This is a genomic window from Rhodoflexus caldus, assembly GCF_021206925.1.
Classification (GTDB): Bacteria; Bacteroidota; Bacteroidia; order Cytophagales; family Thermoflexibacteraceae; genus Rhodoflexus; species Rhodoflexus caldus.
This window is the reverse complement of record NZ_JAJPRF010000006.1, coordinates 182100-198398: the sequence shown is the minus strand read 5'-3', so window position 1 is coordinate 198398 and position 16299 is coordinate 182100. Positions and strand designations below refer to the sequence as shown.

The 16299-nt window shown below is 45.7% G+C and carries 18 protein-coding genes, 1 tRNA gene and 1 pseudogene; 14 read left to right on the top strand and 6 right to left on the bottom strand.

Going from position 1 to position 16299, the window contains the following annotated elements; genetic code table 11:
* The first annotated feature begins 341 nt into the window (after positions 1–341).
* From NDK19_RS09495 to NDK19_RS09485, 3 genes and pseudogenes are all read left to right on the top strand, one after another.
* Positions 342–770 carry a hypothetical protein gene (locus tag NDK19_RS09495; protein ID WP_250631637.1) on the top strand — a complete coding sequence of 143 codons (429 nt, stop codon included), beginning with the start codon at positions 342–344 and terminating at the stop codon, positions 768–770.
* A 109-nt stretch (positions 771–879) separates the two neighbouring features.
* Positions 880–1218, top strand: a pseudogene (locus NDK19_RS09490) (DUF5618 family protein); the annotation flags it as partial.
* Between the two features lies 1 nt (position 1219).
* A complete protein-coding gene (locus NDK19_RS09485) occupies positions 1220–1726 on the top strand; it encodes a hypothetical protein (RefSeq protein WP_250631636.1) in 507 nt (168 codons plus the stop codon).
* 80 nt (positions 1727–1806) lie between these two features.
* Here NDK19_RS09485 and NDK19_RS09480 read toward each other — a convergent pair whose 3' ends face one another.
* Positions 1807–2031, bottom strand: coding sequence for a hypothetical protein (locus NDK19_RS09480; RefSeq protein WP_250631635.1), 225 nt, complete (start codon positions 2029–2031; stop codon positions 1807–1809).
* Positions 2032–2148: 117 nt separating this feature from the next.
* Between NDK19_RS09480 and NDK19_RS09475 the strand changes: the two genes are divergently transcribed.
* The 5 genes from NDK19_RS09475 (at position 2149) to NDK19_RS09455 (ending at position 5275) form a co-directional block, all read left to right on the top strand.
* On the top strand, positions 2149–2940 hold the full coding sequence (locus NDK19_RS09475; protein WP_250631634.1) for a Fic family protein: 792 nt from the start codon (positions 2149–2151) through the stop codon (positions 2938–2940).
* Positions 2941–2943: 3 nt separating this feature from the next.
* Entirely contained in the window at positions 2944–3765 is an 822-nt protein-coding gene (locus NDK19_RS09470; protein ID WP_250631633.1) for a DUF4160 domain-containing protein, read from the top strand.
* A complete protein-coding gene (locus NDK19_RS09465) occupies positions 3741–4265 on the top strand; it encodes a DUF2442 domain-containing protein (RefSeq protein WP_250631632.1) in 525 nt (174 codons plus the stop codon). The genes NDK19_RS09470 and NDK19_RS09465 overlap by 25 nt, the downstream gene beginning before the upstream one ends.
* 227 nt (positions 4266–4492) lie before the next feature.
* Positions 4493–4762: a hypothetical protein gene (locus NDK19_RS09460; protein WP_250631631.1), complete on the top strand. Its 270-nt coding sequence runs from the start codon at positions 4493–4495 to the stop codon at positions 4760–4762.
* Between the two features lie 33 nt (positions 4763–4795).
* A complete protein-coding gene (locus NDK19_RS09455) occupies positions 4796–5275 on the top strand; it encodes a hypothetical protein (protein ID WP_250631630.1) in 480 nt (159 codons plus the stop codon).
* A 47-nt stretch (positions 5276–5322) separates the two neighbouring features.
* On the opposite strand, the gene NDK19_RS09450 is transcribed toward NDK19_RS09455, so the two are convergent.
* The 5 genes from NDK19_RS09450 to NDK19_RS09430 all read right to left on the bottom strand — a co-directional run bounded on the left by NDK19_RS09450 (position 5323) and on the right by NDK19_RS09430 (position 7665).
* A complete protein-coding gene (locus NDK19_RS09450) occupies positions 5323–5694 on the bottom strand; it encodes a DUF5618 family protein (RefSeq protein ID WP_250631629.1) in 372 nt (123 codons plus the stop codon).
* Positions 5695–5704: 10 nt separating this feature from the next.
* Positions 5705–5932, bottom strand: coding sequence for a type II toxin-antitoxin system MqsA family antitoxin (locus NDK19_RS09445; RefSeq protein WP_250631628.1), 228 nt, complete (start codon positions 5930–5932; stop codon positions 5705–5707).
* A 4-nt stretch (positions 5933–5936) separates the two neighbouring features.
* Entirely contained in the window at positions 5937–6197 is a 261-nt protein-coding gene (locus tag NDK19_RS09440; protein ID WP_250631627.1) for a DUF4258 domain-containing protein, read from the bottom strand.
* Between the two features lie 56 nt (positions 6198–6253).
* Positions 6254–7384: a tyrosine-type recombinase/integrase gene (locus NDK19_RS09435; protein ID WP_250631626.1), complete on the bottom strand. Its 1131-nt coding sequence runs from the start codon at positions 7382–7384 to the stop codon at positions 6254–6256.
* A gap of 207 nt (positions 7385–7591) precedes the next feature.
* Positions 7592–7665, bottom strand: a tRNA-Met gene (locus tag NDK19_RS09430).
* A gap of 96 nt (positions 7666–7761) precedes the next feature.
* On the opposite strand from NDK19_RS09430, the gene NDK19_RS09425 reads away from it, so the two are divergent.
* From NDK19_RS09425 to NDK19_RS09400, 6 genes are all read left to right on the top strand, one after another.
* Positions 7762–8178 carry an START-like domain-containing protein gene (locus tag NDK19_RS09425; RefSeq protein WP_250631625.1) on the top strand — a complete coding sequence of 139 codons (417 nt, stop codon included), beginning with the start codon at positions 7762–7764 and terminating at the stop codon, positions 8176–8178.
* Positions 8178–8522 carry an Hpt domain-containing protein gene (locus NDK19_RS09420; protein ID WP_250631624.1) on the top strand — a complete coding sequence of 115 codons (345 nt, stop codon included), beginning with the start codon at positions 8178–8180 and terminating at the stop codon, positions 8520–8522. Before NDK19_RS09425 ends, NDK19_RS09420 begins: the two co-directional genes overlap by 1 nt.
* A gap of 18 nt (positions 8523–8540) precedes the next feature.
* Positions 8541–9206 carry an oxidoreductase gene (locus NDK19_RS09415; protein ID WP_250631623.1) on the top strand — a complete coding sequence of 222 codons (666 nt, stop codon included), beginning with the start codon at positions 8541–8543 and terminating at the stop codon, positions 9204–9206.
* A gap of 2 nt (positions 9207–9208) precedes the next feature.
* Positions 9209–10009 carry a cation transporter gene (locus NDK19_RS09410; RefSeq protein ID WP_250631641.1) on the top strand — a complete coding sequence of 267 codons (801 nt, stop codon included), beginning with the start codon at positions 9209–9211 and terminating at the stop codon, positions 10007–10009.
* 441 nt (positions 10010–10450) lie between these two features.
* Complete coding sequence (gene prmA / locus NDK19_RS09405; protein ID WP_250631622.1) at positions 10451–11299, top strand: 50S ribosomal protein L11 methyltransferase; 849 nt, start codon at positions 10451–10453, stop codon at positions 11297–11299.
* Between the two features lie 32 nt (positions 11300–11331).
* Positions 11332–16296 carry a hypothetical protein gene (locus NDK19_RS09400; protein ID WP_250631621.1) on the top strand — a complete coding sequence of 1655 codons (4965 nt, stop codon included), beginning with the start codon at positions 11332–11334 and terminating at the stop codon, positions 16294–16296.
* Positions 16297–16299: the final 3 nt, after the last annotated feature.

Sequence of the window (16299 nt, the reverse complement as noted above, 5' to 3'; positions counted from 1 at the left end):
CTTGTCACTTTTAAGATGCGACGTGCAACGTGTGAAAAATACTTGCCATAGTTATATAAATTTGAAAGAATCACCAAGTAAAATTAGGTAATTCACTGATAATCACCAACCAAAAGGTCTAATATTTATCCGTACCTTGATTTAGACAAAGAGGGCGATTTTTACATCCGCTACAATTCAAGACAGGTAAAGCACGGGGAAACGTTGGATATAAATTTGTTTAGCCTGAATTTAGGAACGCATAATTTAAAACTCAATCTTTCAACGGCTGATGACTTACTTCATTTAATCAGGATTTTGAATCCTTATTAGCAAAATTCAAGTAAATTAGTCTTAAAAATATGGGGTACAGTTTGGAAGGAATCGGGCTTGCACGTCCCGGAATCGCACATCAGCGGTTTTCCCGTAATATCGTTATCAACTGGTACTTACAACACGGCTTTAAGGCGGTGGAGGCTTTTCAGGAAGGTACCGCCAACCACAAAACAACAGGCGAGGAAGTGCCCGACGTTACCTTTGTCAGCCGTGCGACAGACCGCGTAATCGTTTCCATAGAAATTGAAAAATCGTTTTCAAAACGGCTTATTGCCAAAATAGAAGAATCCTATTTGCTTAGACACAAACACATGGAAGCATTTGCATTGAATTACAAAACAGGCGCATGGCGCAGGTACACACTGGCAAACAAGCAGGTACAGATGGAAGAAACCGACTATTCGGCAGTGCTGGACGTACATTTCAGCAACTATTTGTACTTAGAAAACATTTGAACCTATGCCCCGCAGAAAACCACCCTTAGCCGATATACCGCCGGCGGGTGCAAAAAACTCGCAAAGTAACCCCATTGCCGAAGCATGGCGGTAATACCAAAACGCACAGGATATTCTTGCCACCAAAGCCGGAAAAGAAGGCGGCTACTATTCCGACCCTAAATACGTCCGCATGGCAGGAAATACCGCATGGAACGGCGTACTCATTGCCCTTGATGCCGTGCTGAAAATTACCGATAACCTCAAACGCGGACAGAGAGCAGACATCAAAGACTATCAGGCAGCCGTAGGAAAGCGCGACAGTAAACTAAGCAAGTATGTTGCCTCTGCCTATAATTTGCTGCACAAATCTATGGGCTACGACGGCGAGCTAAGTGCAACAGTAGTAAAATCGGCAATGGAAGAAGGAAGAAAAGTGATTGAATGGTGCGAACGAAATTACAAGTAAGATGAAACCCAAAACACCCAAACGCGACCCAAAAACAGGGCGTTTTTTGCCCCGCAACCGTTGGCACAGTACCAAAACTATTGCCAAAAAGGGTTTTCATTTGGGCTTGGGAGATGTCCCAAACGATGACCCATTAGAATCCTACTACATGAATTTAATGGCACTTAGCTACAATCAACAGCCCGCTAAAAATTACTTTGCAAGCGTCAAGATTTCGTTTGATTGGCACAATCCGCCTACAACCAAAATTCCGGACATCAGCTTTATAGCCATTGACAGCATCAAACCTTTTCGCTATCGGGTTGCCGTTGTAATTGAGTTAGATAACAACGCAGGCGAGAAAGTAAGCGTCAAACGCTGTAAAGAATTGGTAAAGGAAGGCGCAGCAGAGGCATTTTTTTTCAACATTGAAACCCACAAGTGGCGCAAGTTTACCAACATAGGCGAAGCCATCATACACGAAAGCTATTCTGATGTGTTAGGCATAGACCTGAACGACCTTATTTAGCATACATGATATTTTTTCGTAACAACAGTACGATCACATATAAAAATTGACTTGCAGAATAGTGTGAAAACAGTACGGTTCTAACGTTTCTTTAGCGGTTTGGCGGCTTTTGCTTTGATAGCGGGATGTGCAGCAGTAAACGGAAATTTGACTTCTTTAATCTGAAAGCGTTGGCGCAGTTCGTCTAATTCGCGCAGGACTGCTTCTCTGTCTTGTAACCATTCACGGCTGAATTGCTCCTTACGCTTGATGATTGCAATGCCTTTTTCTGCAAAGGGAACGGTTTTAAACGGCTTCTTTTTCATCTTAAACGGCTTTTAATAGTTCTAACGGGCTACGGATGTCTATGGATGCAACATGGTATCTTTTTCCGCAGCCAAACAAACAACGGTGTTAAGAAATAGAATCGGTAAATTTGTTGTATGGACAAACAGCTCAATCTTATTTCATCATGGTTCTATGAGGCTTATTTGAAAGCCTGCCCGGTCAGTTTGTCCGATGCTTTTCAAAAGTTGCGGGCAAAATCGGATTTCACGGCAGAAGATTTTGAATATTACCTGATTAACGCGTCGCTTTATTCGTCTAAAATTGAAGGAAATACGCTGGACGTAAACAGCTTTTTCAGGAATAGGGGCAGCAAAACCACACCCAAGCAAAAGGAGGTTCAGGAAATAGAGGATTTAACGGCAGCTTACAAGTTTGCTGCCGAAAACCGCTTGAACAAAGCCAATTTTATGAAAGCCCATGCCATCCTTTCTCAAACCTTTTTGCCTGCCAAAGAACGCGGCAAAATCAGAAAGGAAATGGTAGGCGTAAGAGATGCACAAACCATGCGCCCTGTTTATTTGGCAGTAGAGCCGCAGCTTGTCAAAGAGGAACTGAATCGTTTGTTTGAAGATATTGACGTTTTGCTCAACGAAGAATTAGACATTTTGCAAACCTTTTATTATGCTTCCATGATTCACCTCTGGATAGCCAAAATACACCCGTTCACAGACGGCAACGGAAGGGCGGCGCGGCTGTTGGAAAAGTGGTTTTTGGCTTCCGTATTGGGGCTTTCCGCGTGGTCAATCAGAAGTGAGCAATACTACTGGGATAATCGCCCCGACTATTACCAAAATATTGCATTGGGCTACAACTACTACGCCCTGCATTGGGAGCGGTGCATACCGTTTTTGCTCATGCTTCCTTGTGCACTTAAAGAAACAATTTAAACAATGATAAGAGAGCATATATACATAGCTAACGACGGCAAAATCGGTAATGTACGTGGTCGTGGCATTGGTTCTGACAGAGTACAATTAATAAACAAGAAAGGGCAACACGAAGGTTATTATTACAGATGGCAAGTGGTTCACATTGCCAATGGCAATTTAAGCGATTTCCCGGACAGCAGTATGCGTTTATTGATAGTCGCGGCCAAAAAACGTGCGATAAAATTGCTTGCGCCTTTGGGCGCACTGGACGGTCTTAGCAAGCAAGAATTAAAAACCTACAAAGCTATTCTAAGAGACATCAGATGGGCGCATGAAGAAATCAAAGAGCAATATGATTTCACCGGACGCGACACTGATAAACTTGCCTCGCACTTGGCTTACAAATACGGCATCCCGATAACTTCGGATGAATTAAAAACAATTACTATTAAATTTCCGAACGCACGGTATCGTTTTGAAGCGGATAATATCGTAAGAATAGCAAGCCCAATGAATGTGAGATACGAAAAACGCAACTATCATGTAAACGACGAACGCCTTGCGCTTGCCAAAGAACGTGCGATAAAATTGCTTACGCCTTTGGGCGACCTGCCCACCGTGTTAAACCGGGACGGCTATAAAGTTAGTTTCTATTCTAACGACCACGAGCCGCCACATGTACACGTGCGCGGGCACGGCGGCAGCGCAATTTTTAAAATAGCCCCTGTTGAGCTGCGCGAAAGCAGTGGTTACAGCCTTGCAAGGCTCAATAAAATTCGCTTAATTTTACAGGAGAACGAACAACAGTTGTTAGAAGCATGGATGAGTTTCTTCAAAAAATAACGAAAGGGCTAACGGTAGTTGATGTTGTTTTTACAAACGACAAAATACAGTTTCATTTGAACGACGGGCGATACATAGCCTGTCCGCTTTCTTGGTTTCCTTATATGGCAAATGCGGACAAAGCCAAAAGAGCCTACTTTGAAGCCGACGATTTTACGATTGCCTTCCCAAAAATAGACGAATATTTCAGCATCAGAGGGCTTTTTTATCATTCAGATACACACAAAGCAGATATGGATGCGGCACGAAAAAGTAAAAATCTGCAAGCGTTTATTGCTATACTTACCGCACCGCTTGCCATTACAAACGCAGTACAGGAAGGCGAAAAAATAATCGTACAAATCAACGACGGGCGCGAGTTTGCCTTCCCTGCCCAATGGCTTGGCAACCTGCCGGCGCACACGCATTTTCAGGTAGTCCCCGACGGCAAAAGCGTAACATGGGACGGCGGTAAATTTGACCTTTCATTTCTTTTTCTACCCGTGAAGCAAGTGGAATGAAACACACAAGAAAACGTAAGATAGCAGCGAAAAAAAATCGGCTCTTATCGGGAAAGCTCATAGACGGCATTATGGAAAACAGCCGCATCAAGGAAGTGCACAAATCCGCGTCAGACAAAGCAATGAGGAGTTAGAATTTTGGCTCATACCAGATATTGATTAAATTTGCGCGAAGCAATTCCCACCTCACACCGCCTCGCAGACTGCCTCTAAATCCATGAGGCACGATGATTACCGTCAAAAATTACCGAGATGCAACCTTTGGCCTGACAATTCCGAGACAATTACAGGCAGGGCTACCGCCCGAAACAGTTATGCAACTGGCTGTTGAAATGCAGAAATTCAGCCTGCTGGCAGACATCGGCGCGGATGAAACGCTGTATTTTAGCTTACAGCAATTGCCACCTGAAAACCCTGTGATTAGCGGGGAAATAAAGGCGTGGCTGCTTGCAGAGCTACGCGCCTACATCCGCAGCTATAAGCACGATTTTGAGTAAAAATATATGTATTTTTACTAATCTGTTAAACCAATGAGCAAAGCCGGAAAAAACACACCCCGCAACCGATGGGATGACCCTAAATCTATCCGCAAGCAAAATTTTGCAAGCGGAGCAGTTACATTGGGTATGTCGCCTGCTGAAAACCTGTACGAAACTATTTTTTGCCAAGACCTGACAGAAGCCTACAACCGCAAGAAAAAGCGCAAGTACAAAGCAGTGCATCATGCAAGAATTGACTCCAAAGGGCTTAAAATACCTGATATATCCTTTTTTAACAGGGATTTGAAAGCGGAGGTAATCGTGGAAGTAGATGAGCGCAAGAGCAGGGCGGCAGCGGTGAGAAAGTCCAAAAATGCACTTGAAAAGCACGGGGTTTTGGAGGCTTTTGTTTATTTATTTGATACGGCTGAATGGCTGAAAATTGCCCCCGCCCCTAATGGCAAACTTACAGCCCTGCCCGATGATTATTCGGAGGTGCTAACTATCCATTTATCTGAACTTTGTAAATAACTAAAAAACCCTGTGCTTTTGGCGCAGGGTTTTTTAGTTGGCTTGGGCTATGAGGGCTTTATGTAGTTGATGATTTTATAGGCATCTTCAAGCCCATGCTTAATAGTTCTTGCTGATGTAGTGCCGTGATAATACCCGGCAAGGTGCAAACTGTCGTAAACGGAATTAAGCAGCGTTTTCAGGGTTTTGTTATGCTTTGAAAGCCTTGTGCGGTATTCTTCTATGGATGCTGGTTTAGCTCCTTCTTTCCTTTTCAAATACTCATCTATGGCAAGCAGAACGCCTCTGTATGCTATCCCTGACGCGCTGATAACATATTTCACATCGGCATAGTCATTGTCTTTCTTGCCTGCATTTTTAAGGGATTCCTTCGCATTATCCATGTAGCGCAAAGCCTCCTGATATGCTTTATTTTCCATCGCAAATTATTTACGCGGGTTGCATTTTCAATACTTCCAATTCCACGCCTTTTTTCATGGATTCTTCCCCTTTTTGAAGCACTTTTTTTGCCATATCACTTGACAGGTAATAATGACCGCAATTATTACAAACCTGTGCAGTAACATTTTTAATCAGCACGATAGAGCCTTTTCGCTCCAGCGTTACGGTTACTTTACCTTTTCTGGTAGTACCGTTTTTACAGATGACGCATTTCATGGCTTTATTTTCTTCTTTTTTTAGTTTTGAAATCGGGTTCCCATACAGTCTTATCGGGTTGATAGGCTGTTACCACAACACACAATTTTTCAGGTGTTTGAGCTACAACTACGTGAATAGGTCGCTTACCAATAAAACCCGGTATCAGCACACTTGGGTATGGCTTATCAGTAGGATATTCCTCTATAACCTCACCAATAGCAATAACAAGTTCTATCTCATCAGTGCTTATACTCCGCTCAAACATCCTTTGTAAGGAGTGCATACTACTAAGAATATTCTTTGCATTTCATCCTTACAAATGTACGAAATTTCAACCACCTACCCCGCAAGCAGCCCTGCCTCTTGCAGTTCACGTTGTAGCCTAACGGTTGAAACGCGGGCATAGTGCCGGCGTGTCATCTCTACGCTGCTGTGGCCAAGCATAGCGGCAACGGCTTCTATGCTTACGCCCTTGTTTAGCATCATGGTTGCAAAGGTTTTGCGTCCTATGTGGCTGCTTACTGGCTTACGGATATGGCAGTCCGCAGCAATTTGTTTCAGCCGTCGGTTGTGGATTTGCAGGCAGGTAATCGGCAGCGCGTTGTTATACTGCCGTAAGATTCCTTCCGCTTCGGGCAATAGCGGTACAAGGCTCAACTCCCCCGATTTTTGCTGCTTGATACGCAGCCACTTGCCGCCGTTTTCTTCGCTTACGGTTGCGGTGTTTACCTGCTTCAAATCGGTGTAAGCAATTCCGGTAAGGCATTGGAACAGGAACAAATCGCGGGTGCGCAACAGAGCCGCGCTGTCGGTTGTGTATCGGCGCAACCTGTTCAATTCTTCATCGGTCAGGAAAACGGGAATATCGGGCTTGCCGCGTTGTACTTTGCAGTGGTCTATCGGGCTGTACGGCAACAGTTCCTCCCCTACGGCAAAGCGCAGCAACATTTTTACATAACCTAAATTGCGCCCCGTGTGGTCTGTACCGAATCGCTTAACGGTCAAAAGCCAATTTTCGTAGCGTTTGAGCCATTGCCGCGTAACGTCTGCCAGCGGCAAATCGGGTGAAAACTCTTGTAAGAGGTTATTTTTTGCCGTGTAGGTTTGCAGCGTGCTGCTGCTTAGTTTGCCTGCCGCACAAAGTGCCTGCTGCTGTTGGTAATACCTTTGGGCGACTGCCTGTAAGGTTGTTTCGGGTGTCAGGTAGGCATCTTTTACGGCTTTGGCGGAAACCTGTTTGCCTCCGGCGGTGAGGCGGTTGTAGGTGTTTTGCAGGTCAGTAAAGATTTGTTCAAGCCGCGTGTTTGCTTCCAACAGGGCGGCGCGTCCGTTGCCTTTTGTCGGTACGTTGGCGCGTTGTGTTTTAGCGTTCCATGCGTCAAGCGGCATTTTTACGCCCGTTGTGAAGTCCCCCGCCCGCTGCCCTGCAATCGTAATGCGGCAATAAATTACCGACGTGCTTTTTTTCATCTTTCTGCACACAAACAAAACATTCATTTTTTTTCATAGTAAAGCTGATAGGTTTGTGTGCAAAATTGATGCAGGTTACACCACTGTATCCGAATTTTTCAGGTGTATCCGAATTTTACACCCGAAGCTAACAGCCTGATAACCAATAAAAAAACCCATTCTAACGTGTGTTAGAATGGGTTTTAGCGGCTCAAAATTAACATTCCGTAGCGGAGACGGGAATCGAACCCGTGACCTTAGGGTTATGAATCCTACGCTCTAACCATCTGAGCTACCCCGCCGTTTGTGAGTGCAAAATTAAACCCTATTATTTTACTTCCAAAACTTTTTTTTATTTTCCAAAATGTTATATTGCAGTAAACAAACTGCACAAGGCTATGGCGAAGTTAAAATACGTGGCCGAATTTGAAATCAATGCGTCGGTAAAGATGCTGTTTCCATACCTCTCAACCCCCTTAGGGCTTTCCGAATGGTTTGCAGAGAAAGTAAAGGTCGTGAATGCCGAGGAACGTATCTACGATATTGTTTGGGACGGCACCAGTCATTTGGCAAAGCTCACCGCGCTACAGCTCAACAAACATGTCAAATTTGTATTCCTGCCTGAAAACGAAGCTGACAAAGAAGACCCATCCTATCTTGAGTTTAAACTGGCGCATAACGATATGACGGAGACCACTTTCCTGAAAGTTATTGATTACTCGCTGATTGATAACGAAGCCGATTTAAAGGAATTATGGATTAGTCTGATACACAGCCTTTGTGAGTTAATCGGAGCCAAAGAAACCCACGCCTAATGGCTATGAATCTCGACTACTTATATCAAGTGGCTGATAACAACGAAGCATTTATTGCCGAGTTGCTGTCGGTGCTGCGAAAAAATCTGGTGGAATTTCCTGTTGCCATGCAGCAAGCATTTGATACGCAACAATGGGAAGACCTGCGCAATATTGCTCATAAATTCAAGTCTTGTGTTGCCTATGCCGGTATAAAAGAGTTTAATCATGCACTGATTGCTTTAGAATTGAGCGAGGAAAACAACCTTACTCCCGCACAGATACAAAGCAATTTACAAGTCGTTTGTCAATTTGCTAAACAAATGCTTGCAGAAATTGACCAACTGCTGGTAAAATATCATTGAGTACGCCATCTTTGCCACATGAAAGTATTAATTGCCGGCGCAACCGGGCTGATTGGCAGCCATTTACTACGCCAATCGCTGCAAAACCCTGCCATTATGCACGTGGTTCCCCTTGTGCGTAAGCCTATGCAAATCAGTCATCCTAAGTTGCAGGAAATTATTTTCAATTTTGACAATCCGCAAGACTATGACAATTTGCCCGTGGTTGATGCGGCTTTTTGCTGTTTGGGAACAACCATTAAAAAGGCCGGCTCCCGCGAAGCATTCAGAAAAGTAGATTATGACTATCCGCTGGCACTTGCAAAGGCCATGCGCGATAAGGGAACAGCGCATTTTCTTGTGGTTACCGCATTGGGAAGCGATGCCCGCTCGATGGTGTTTTACAGCCGAGTAAAAGGCGAATTGGAAGAGGCACTTATCGGGTTGCAATTCCCTTCGCTCAGCATTTTTCAGCCTTCGCTGTTACTGGGCGAGCGCAAAGAAAAGCGCTTCGGCGAAGATTTTGCCAAATGGTTGATGCCATTGGTTACACCGCTGCTGGCAGGCAGTCTGCGAAAATACCGCGCCATTCACGGGGCAGACGTGGCCAAAGCGATGCTGAAAATAGCAATGCAGCCCGCTTCGGGCGTTTGTCGTTACCCCTCCGATGAAATTCAGGAAATAGCCGACCATTTCAGAATATGAGTTTGTATCGCACAATTTTTATCGTGGCACAAATGGACTGCCCTTCGGAGGAACAACTCATACGGATGAAATTAGAGCCGCTTTCGCAAATACAGCAGTTGAAGTTTGATATCGCCGGCCGAACATTGGTGGTGCTGCACAGTGGCGAATGGCAACCGATATTTGCCGCCTTGGAAAGTTTGCAATTAGGCACAGCTTTTCAGTCGTCCGATGCAGTGCAAATTGCTGACCACTCGGAGCATTTTACCGAAAATGAAGCCCGACAGCGCCGCCTGCTGATAGCGGTTCTGGTAATTAATTTTACATTTTTTGTAGCTGAATCGCTGTTTGGGGTGCTTTCAGGCTCTATGGGGTTATTGGCCGACGGGTTGGACATGCTGGCAGACAGTTTTGTTTACGGCATGGCACTTTTTGCAGTGGGGGCAGCCGCTGTGCGTAAAAAACGAATTGCCCGCATCAGCGGGTACTTCCAACTCATGCTGGCCATTTTCGGACTGTTGGAAACTTTGCGCCGTTTTTTGGGATGGGAACTCATGCCCGAATTTCAAACCATGATGGTTGTTTCACTTTTTGCACTTATGGGTAATGCTGCCTGCCTCTATTTGCTGCAAAAAAGCAAAAGCGATGAGGTGCACATGCAGGCAAGTCTGATTTTTACTTCCAACGATGTAATTGCCAATATTGGCGTAATCGTTGCAGGCGGATTGGTCTGGTGGCTGCAATCCAAAACCCCCGATTTGATAGTAGGGTTAATTGTATTTTTCATGGTAGCGCGGGGCGCTTTCCGCATTTTGAAATTGTAACATCTGCAAACTTGACAGTTTTCATACCGAAATGCGCCTGTCAAAAGGGCAAGTGATTTGTACAAAACGCAAGTTGCGCGATATAAATCTTGGCAAGTTTAATTTGATTCGGCATTGCACCCGTAACAGGGCGCGCCCTGTCCGTACAAATATACCCACATCAGAAAAATACAATTCAAAGCCGTGCATTTTTGTGCTAAAATTTTATTTTGATTTTTCCGACGTAAAATGTTTAATTATCAGATGATTAGCAAATAATTTGCATGAAATTATGCAAAAAAACCTGCATAAGCCTATCTCTTTCGCATTTAAAAAGAGAAGATAAAAGTTTGCTCATTGGCTTAATCCGACAGTGCGCCATTGCAGCTTTGTAAAGCATGGCTGCATCCGCTTTGTCGGAAAATGGATTAGGTTTGTAATGATATTTAACTCATTACGAACATGTCCTATACCATTCTCACCATTTATGCCCCCGAAGATTTTGCCGATATCCTCAAAGCAGAGTTGTCCATGACGGGTTTTTCCATTTTTCTTGATTTGGAAAACGGCGCTTTTGAAACTTCCATAGAATCGCACTTGTTTGACCGCCAAAGTACGGAGGAAATTATCAGCCGATACAGCGGCGGAGCAGATATCCGCATGGAAATACGCGAAGAGGAGCGTCAGAATTGGAATCAGGTATGGGAAGAAAGTTATCCGCCGGTGGTGGTGGACGACCGCTGCATTGTACGTGCCGAATTTCATGCTCCTATCATGAACAGCAGGGGCGAGCCATACCCTTATGATTTGCTGATTACGCCCAAAATGTCATTTGGTACGGGACATCATGAAACCACAGCCCAAATGCTTGCCTTTATTCTGGATTTGGATTGCCGGAACAAAAAAGTAGCTGATTTTGGTTGTGGTACAGGTATTTTGGCGATTTTGGCGCTGAAACGAGGAGCCATTGAGGCAGATGCTTGCGACGTGGAAGACTGGTCGGTGGAGAGTAGCGCCGAAAATGCTCAACTCAACGGTGTACAGATGCGTACTTACGTAGGCACGGCTGCCGAATGTGGCCGCCCCGAAAGCTACTACGACCTGATTTTTGCCAATATCAACCTGAGTGTGTTGCTGGCCGAGATGCCGATTTATGCCCGACTGCTGGCAAAAGGCGGGCGGCTGTTGCTCAGCGGTTTTTACGTCAGCGATATCCCTGCCATACAGGCCGACTGTGAGCAACAAGGGCTTGTTTTGGAGCGTCAAAGCGACAAAAACAATTGGGCAGCGCTGCAATTCAAAAAAGAATAGAACGTTATCTGTAAAACGAATTTGGCTTATTTATGGGAAAAGTTGTGTTTTATCGTTGGGCAATGCTTTTTTTGCTTTCCGTTGTGTCGGCGGTGGCAGCCCATGCGCAGTCCATTGCCCTCAAAGAAGAAGGCAGTTTTATGGGCAACTTGGAAGTGCTCTATCAGCGCTCGGTGAGCCCTACTGCCAAGGCCACTCTGGCCAATTTTCAGCCCATCTGGGAGGGGCAATTGGGGGCTGCGGAGAAAACCAAAATTTTTAACATCGCCCGCAATATCCAACTGAAAAATCCCAATTTTCTCACGCATATAGAAAACCTGCTGATTTGCGTAACCTACGCCGTGCGCGACCGCAAATTGCCGGCAGACCAGCAGGCCGCCATGCTTGCAATGATAGAAGCCACGGCAGAGGATAAAAAATATACCTCCGAAGCACTTATGCGCCTGCTGACTACCATCAAGCAGTTTCTGGCCGAAGGCGTACTTTACAAATCGGTTGCCTCCACAGTGAGCATACCGATGACAGCCAAATTCAGCTTTGATTATGCCAAATCGGGCGATAAAACCGAATCTGCACCGCAAACAGAAGAATGGACACCGCAGGATTTACCGCAGGAGCAACCCGCAACCGAACAGAAATCGGAAGACCCATGGGACGACAGCAACTGGGACAGTAACGACAGCGGTTGGAGCAACTCCGAGTTTGAAACAGCTCCGAAGGAAGTGCCCAAAAGAACGCGCCCCGGGCTACAAGAGTTGGTTTTTGAAAAACCGCAAATGCCCGTATTGGGAGGGGCTTTCATCAAAATTGAACCTACCGACCTTACCATTCGCACTTCTGCCGATACGCTGACCATCAGAGGTACATCGGGCAACCTGTTTATTATGCAAACCCGTTTCATCGGCAAAGACGGCAAAACCGATTGGACGCGTACAGGTTTGCCTGCCGATGCAATCACTTGTACATTGAGCGAATACCACTTTGACGTGCGTCGGCCTACACTGACGGCAGAATATGCGCGCCTCAGCTATCCGGCCAAAACCGACTCGGTTGTTTTAGGCGTTTTTGAATACAACAGCCAGCGCGTGGCAAAACGCGAAAAAGCCACCTATCCGCGCTTCAAGTCGTATTATGCCAATATCCCCGTCAAAGACATTGCCAAAGACCTTGAATATATTGGCGGGTTCAGCCTGATAGGTCGCAATTTTTCAAGTGCTAATTTCAGCAACCGCCCCTCGCAGGTATTTATCAAAAAGAACGGAGAGTTGAAATTCCGCACTGCATCGCGCCGCAATTTTAATTTTACGGATACGACTGTTACCAATCCTGCCGCTGAAATGGTGATTTACCTCAATAATGGTCAGGATTCCATTTCGCACCCGGGCGTAAGACTTTACTACAACCACGGTTCGGGAAAACTATCCGCCGTGAAAGAACGCCGAGAGTACGATATGGCACCATTTACCGATACGTATCATAGATTGGAAATGTACGCCGACCGATTGCGTTGGGACGTGTCGCAGGACAGTATGATATTAGACTTGACAGTTTCTAACCAGAACGTGGCAGACTCCAACCGCGTTATTTTGCCCATCCGTTCCATGGATTATTTTTCGGACATCTCTTACAGCAAAGAGGTGCGGATGGGTAGCAGCTATAATCCCGTAGGCGTGGCGGTTGCATATGCCAAGCAAATCAAAAGCAATGGTTTTACTGTGCAAGAACTTGCCAACTACTCAAAAATCAATGCCCGCAATTTACAGCAGACCATGCGCAATATGGACAAAATGGGCTTTTTGAGCTATGACGACAGTACCGGCTGGATAGAACTCAAACGCAAAGCCGTTTTGTATGCTAACGCAAGTATGGGGTTGGTAGACTATGACAACTTGGAACTGCTATCCATCACGGAATTTGGCAAAAATATCATCATTAACCTTACAACCAATGATTTGATTATCAGTGGAGTAAGTATTTTCCCTCTGTGGCGCCCCAGTGAACCTGACCAGTACGAAACTGCCCCTTCCAAGCGACCTAAATCGGTTGGTAAAGAAAATGAGTTTGTAAAAGAAGGGGTATGGGTGGAACCTACGGGCGGCATTGTAAAAGTCCAGAAAAACCGTGAAATCATTATCAACGGTATGGTGGAAATATTAAAGCGCAACCGCATCAAAGACCGCTACTACGGCTCCGACTTCCGCTTTAACTACGATGGATTTCTGGTAGATATGCCCAAAGTGGACTCCATCGTGATGGCACAGCGCGACTCGCTCGGCAGGGTGATAATGGCTCGGAATCCTGCGTCAGGTAAAAATGAACCGCTGATGATGCAAAACAAAATTCAGGCGGCCAGCGGTGTGTTGTATGTGGCCAACCCTAAAAACCGTTCGGGGCAGTTGCGGCGCTATGCCAACGACACTACAGCGAACCGTTATCCCGAATTTCGGGCAGGCGCAGGGGCGTACATTGCCTTTGAAGGCGCACAAATCGAGGGCAGCCAGTCCTACAAAGACCGTGTGAAATTTGATATGACAGCCTTTAACCTGCGCGGCAGCGACCGTGCCGCAGGTGCAGAGCGTTTTGGCGGCACCTTCAAAACAGGCGGCATTTTTCCTGATTTTGAAGAAACAATAAGTCAGCAGAAAGACGGCTCCTTTGGTTTTGTGCACAAAACCTCCAAAGGCTCCGACAAATTCCCCAAAGGATATCCCCTCTACACCGATTCATTGGGCACGGCCAAAGAGACCACCGGCTATTTTGAAGGCGAAATTGTACTCAACAATGGCGGTATCCGCGGCAGAGGCAATATCAATTACCTGTCGACACAACTCAATTCCGCCGATTTTATGTACTACCCCGACTCGGTAACTACCATGGGCGAGGCAGCCAAAGGAAGGCCGAAAGAACACAATTCCGGGCGAATTATCGCAGGCGAGCACTTGGGCACCAGCTATCCCGATGTGGAAATGAACAATTTCCAACTCAAATGGCTGGCACGTCAGGACAGCATGATGCTCACCACTACCGATACGGTAAAACAGCCTTTCAAAATGTATGGCCAATCTACCATCGCCAAAGAGCAGCAATCTACTTTTAAAGGCACGCTCACGCTTACGCCCAAAGTACTAGCCGGCGATGGCATTATAGACAATAAGGGCGCTATTGCCAAGTCTGCCGAGTTTGCCTTTATGATGTCGCGCTACACCGCACGTCATGCAGAGTATTTCAAAATCAAAGTCAATGACAATGCAGACAACCCTGCCATGCTGGCAACCAACGTGCGGATAGACTACGACCTTGCCGAAAGAAGAGCCGTTATAGAAACCGAAGTAGCAGGCGAGCAAAGTTTCCGTTTCCCCTACACCAAATATAAAACATCGCTGGCAAGGGCAGTATGGGATTTAGACCAAAAGCAGATAACCATGACTATGCCCGACGATGGAGTTTTAGAGAATTCCGTTTTCACCTCCACCGATGCCAAACGAAAAGGGCTATCGTTCAACGGTCAGTTGGCTAATTATAATCTGACAACTTATCAGTTAAACGTGAAGGGTGTGCCTTACATATTCTCCGTAGATGCACATATCATTCCGAACAACGGCGACGTAACCGTATTGCCCGAAGGTGCCATAGCGGAACTGGAAAATTGTAAGATAACGGTACAGGCAGAAAACCAATACCACCAATTAGACAAAGGCACAATCAACGTCTTTTCCAAACATGAGTACAGCGGCAGCGCTACTTATCACTACAAGAACGATGAGGGCAAAGAATTTGAGATTCCGATGCAGTTTGTACCCTCGCAGTACGGGCGCAACAGCAACCGCGATGCCATCCTGACCATTACTAAAACCAAAATTTTTGAAGACCAGCAATTAATTTGGAAAGCAGGTACCATTTTCCGCGGCGATGTTACCATGCGCGGCGATAGTGTCAGCCTGATATTCAACGGCGAATATCGCTACATAGACCTAGACAACGACATTTGGTTCCCTGCCAAAGGCGTATCGGAAATTACGGTGGCTACCGTGGAAGAAGTTCAAAATCAGCAAGTTGGTTCGGGCATTTTCTTGAACGACAAGAGTAAAAATATTTACGCCATTTATCGTTCGCCGCTGCAAAACAAGAACGACCGCCCCATTTTCGGTACACAAAACGGCATTGAAAAACAGGAAGGCGACATGCGCGTAACGGAAACCAAAGGTCGGAAAGAAAATTACGTCGGCAACCGATTTGCCTATGGTAAATCCAAAGGCGTGGCAGAGTTTGACGGCAAAATGGAGTTGACTAAGCCTGATGCCCGTTTCAATATTCTTGCCGCAGTCAAAGGTCGCGCCAAATACGACGAAGACAATTACTCCATGCAAGCCCTTATGGCCATCAAACTGGAAGAGGGCAAAGGAGATATTTTCAAAGATATCGCCAAACACATCAAAAAGCAGGTAGATTTGGACGAAACCGCCATCAAAAACGATGATGACTTGCTTTATAAACTTGCCAATTTGATATCGCGCTCCGACTTTGAAGATTTTCAGCGCCGCATCACACGCGGCCGAGCCGAAATTTCGGACGTGTTGCCCATGCCCTTGGTTCTACACAACGTCAATCTAAATTGGTCGGCAGACCAGCGCGCCTTTTACAGCAAGGGCAAAATTCACCTGTCCAATATCTTCAAAGAAAACATCAATCTGATAATAGACGGCTATATTGAAATTCCGATGGCAGGCAAACAGGTTTGCAATATCTACCTGCAAGTCAGCAAAGGCCGCTGGTACTACCTAAGCTATCAGGGTAACGATATCAAAATGATTACGTCCGATGAGGAACTGAACAAAAAAATTGCCGACCCCAAATCAAAAGACAAGTTCAAATTGGCAGAGAAATCCGAACGCCTGAACTTTGTTAATACATTCCGTCAAATTTACCTCAATCAGGGCCCGATGGAAGATGCCGCCTCCGATGACGAAGAAACCATTGAAAAAGACGGCGATAAATGATGT

What these genes read in the sequence shown, in the direction of transcription:
- NDK19_RS09495 (WP_250631637.1), top strand. Translation starts at nt 342, where the DNA reads ATGGGGTACAGTTTGGAAGGAATCGGGCTTGCACGTCCCGGAATCGCA.
- NDK19_RS09485 (WP_250631636.1), top strand. Translation starts at nt 1,220, where the DNA reads ATGAAACCCAAAACACCCAAACGCGACCCAAAAACAGGGCGTTTTTTG.
- NDK19_RS09480 (WP_250631635.1), bottom strand. Translation starts at nt 2,031, where the DNA reads ATGAAAAAGAAGCCGTTTAAAACCGTTCCCTTTGCAGAAAAAGGCATT.
- NDK19_RS09475 (WP_250631634.1), top strand. Translation starts at nt 2,149, where the DNA reads ATGGACAAACAGCTCAATCTTATTTCATCATGGTTCTATGAGGCTTAT.
- NDK19_RS09470 (WP_250631633.1), top strand. Translation starts at nt 2,944, where the DNA reads ATGATAAGAGAGCATATATACATAGCTAACGACGGCAAAATCGGTAAT.
- NDK19_RS09465 (WP_250631632.1), top strand. Translation starts at nt 3,741, where the DNA reads ATGGATGAGTTTCTTCAAAAAATAACGAAAGGGCTAACGGTAGTTGAT.
- NDK19_RS09460 (WP_250631631.1), top strand. Translation starts at nt 4,493, where the DNA reads ATGATTACCGTCAAAAATTACCGAGATGCAACCTTTGGCCTGACAATT.
- NDK19_RS09455 (WP_250631630.1), top strand. Translation starts at nt 4,796, where the DNA reads ATGAGCAAAGCCGGAAAAAACACACCCCGCAACCGATGGGATGACCCT.
- NDK19_RS09450 (WP_250631629.1), bottom strand. Translation starts at nt 5,694, where the DNA reads ATGGAAAATAAAGCATATCAGGAGGCTTTGCGCTACATGGATAATGCG.
- NDK19_RS09445 (WP_250631628.1), bottom strand. Translation starts at nt 5,932, where the DNA reads ATGAAATGCGTCATCTGTAAAAACGGTACTACCAGAAAAGGTAAAGTA.
- NDK19_RS09440 (WP_250631627.1), bottom strand. Translation starts at nt 6,197, where the DNA reads ATGCACTCCTTACAAAGGATGTTTGAGCGGAGTATAAGCACTGATGAG.
- NDK19_RS09435 (WP_250631626.1), bottom strand. Translation starts at nt 7,384, where the DNA reads ATGAAAAAAAGCACGTCGGTAATTTATTGCCGCATTACGATTGCAGGG.
- NDK19_RS09425 (WP_250631625.1), top strand. Translation starts at nt 7,762, where the DNA reads ATGGCGAAGTTAAAATACGTGGCCGAATTTGAAATCAATGCGTCGGTA.
- NDK19_RS09420 (WP_250631624.1), top strand. Translation starts at nt 8,178, where the DNA reads ATGGCTATGAATCTCGACTACTTATATCAAGTGGCTGATAACAACGAA.
- NDK19_RS09415 (WP_250631623.1), top strand. Translation starts at nt 8,541, where the DNA reads ATGAAAGTATTAATTGCCGGCGCAACCGGGCTGATTGGCAGCCATTTA.
- prmA (WP_250631622.1), top strand. Translation starts at nt 10,451, where the DNA reads ATGTCCTATACCATTCTCACCATTTATGCCCCCGAAGATTTTGCCGAT.
- NDK19_RS09400 (WP_250631621.1), top strand. Translation starts at nt 11,332, where the DNA reads ATGGGAAAAGTTGTGTTTTATCGTTGGGCAATGCTTTTTTTGCTTTCC.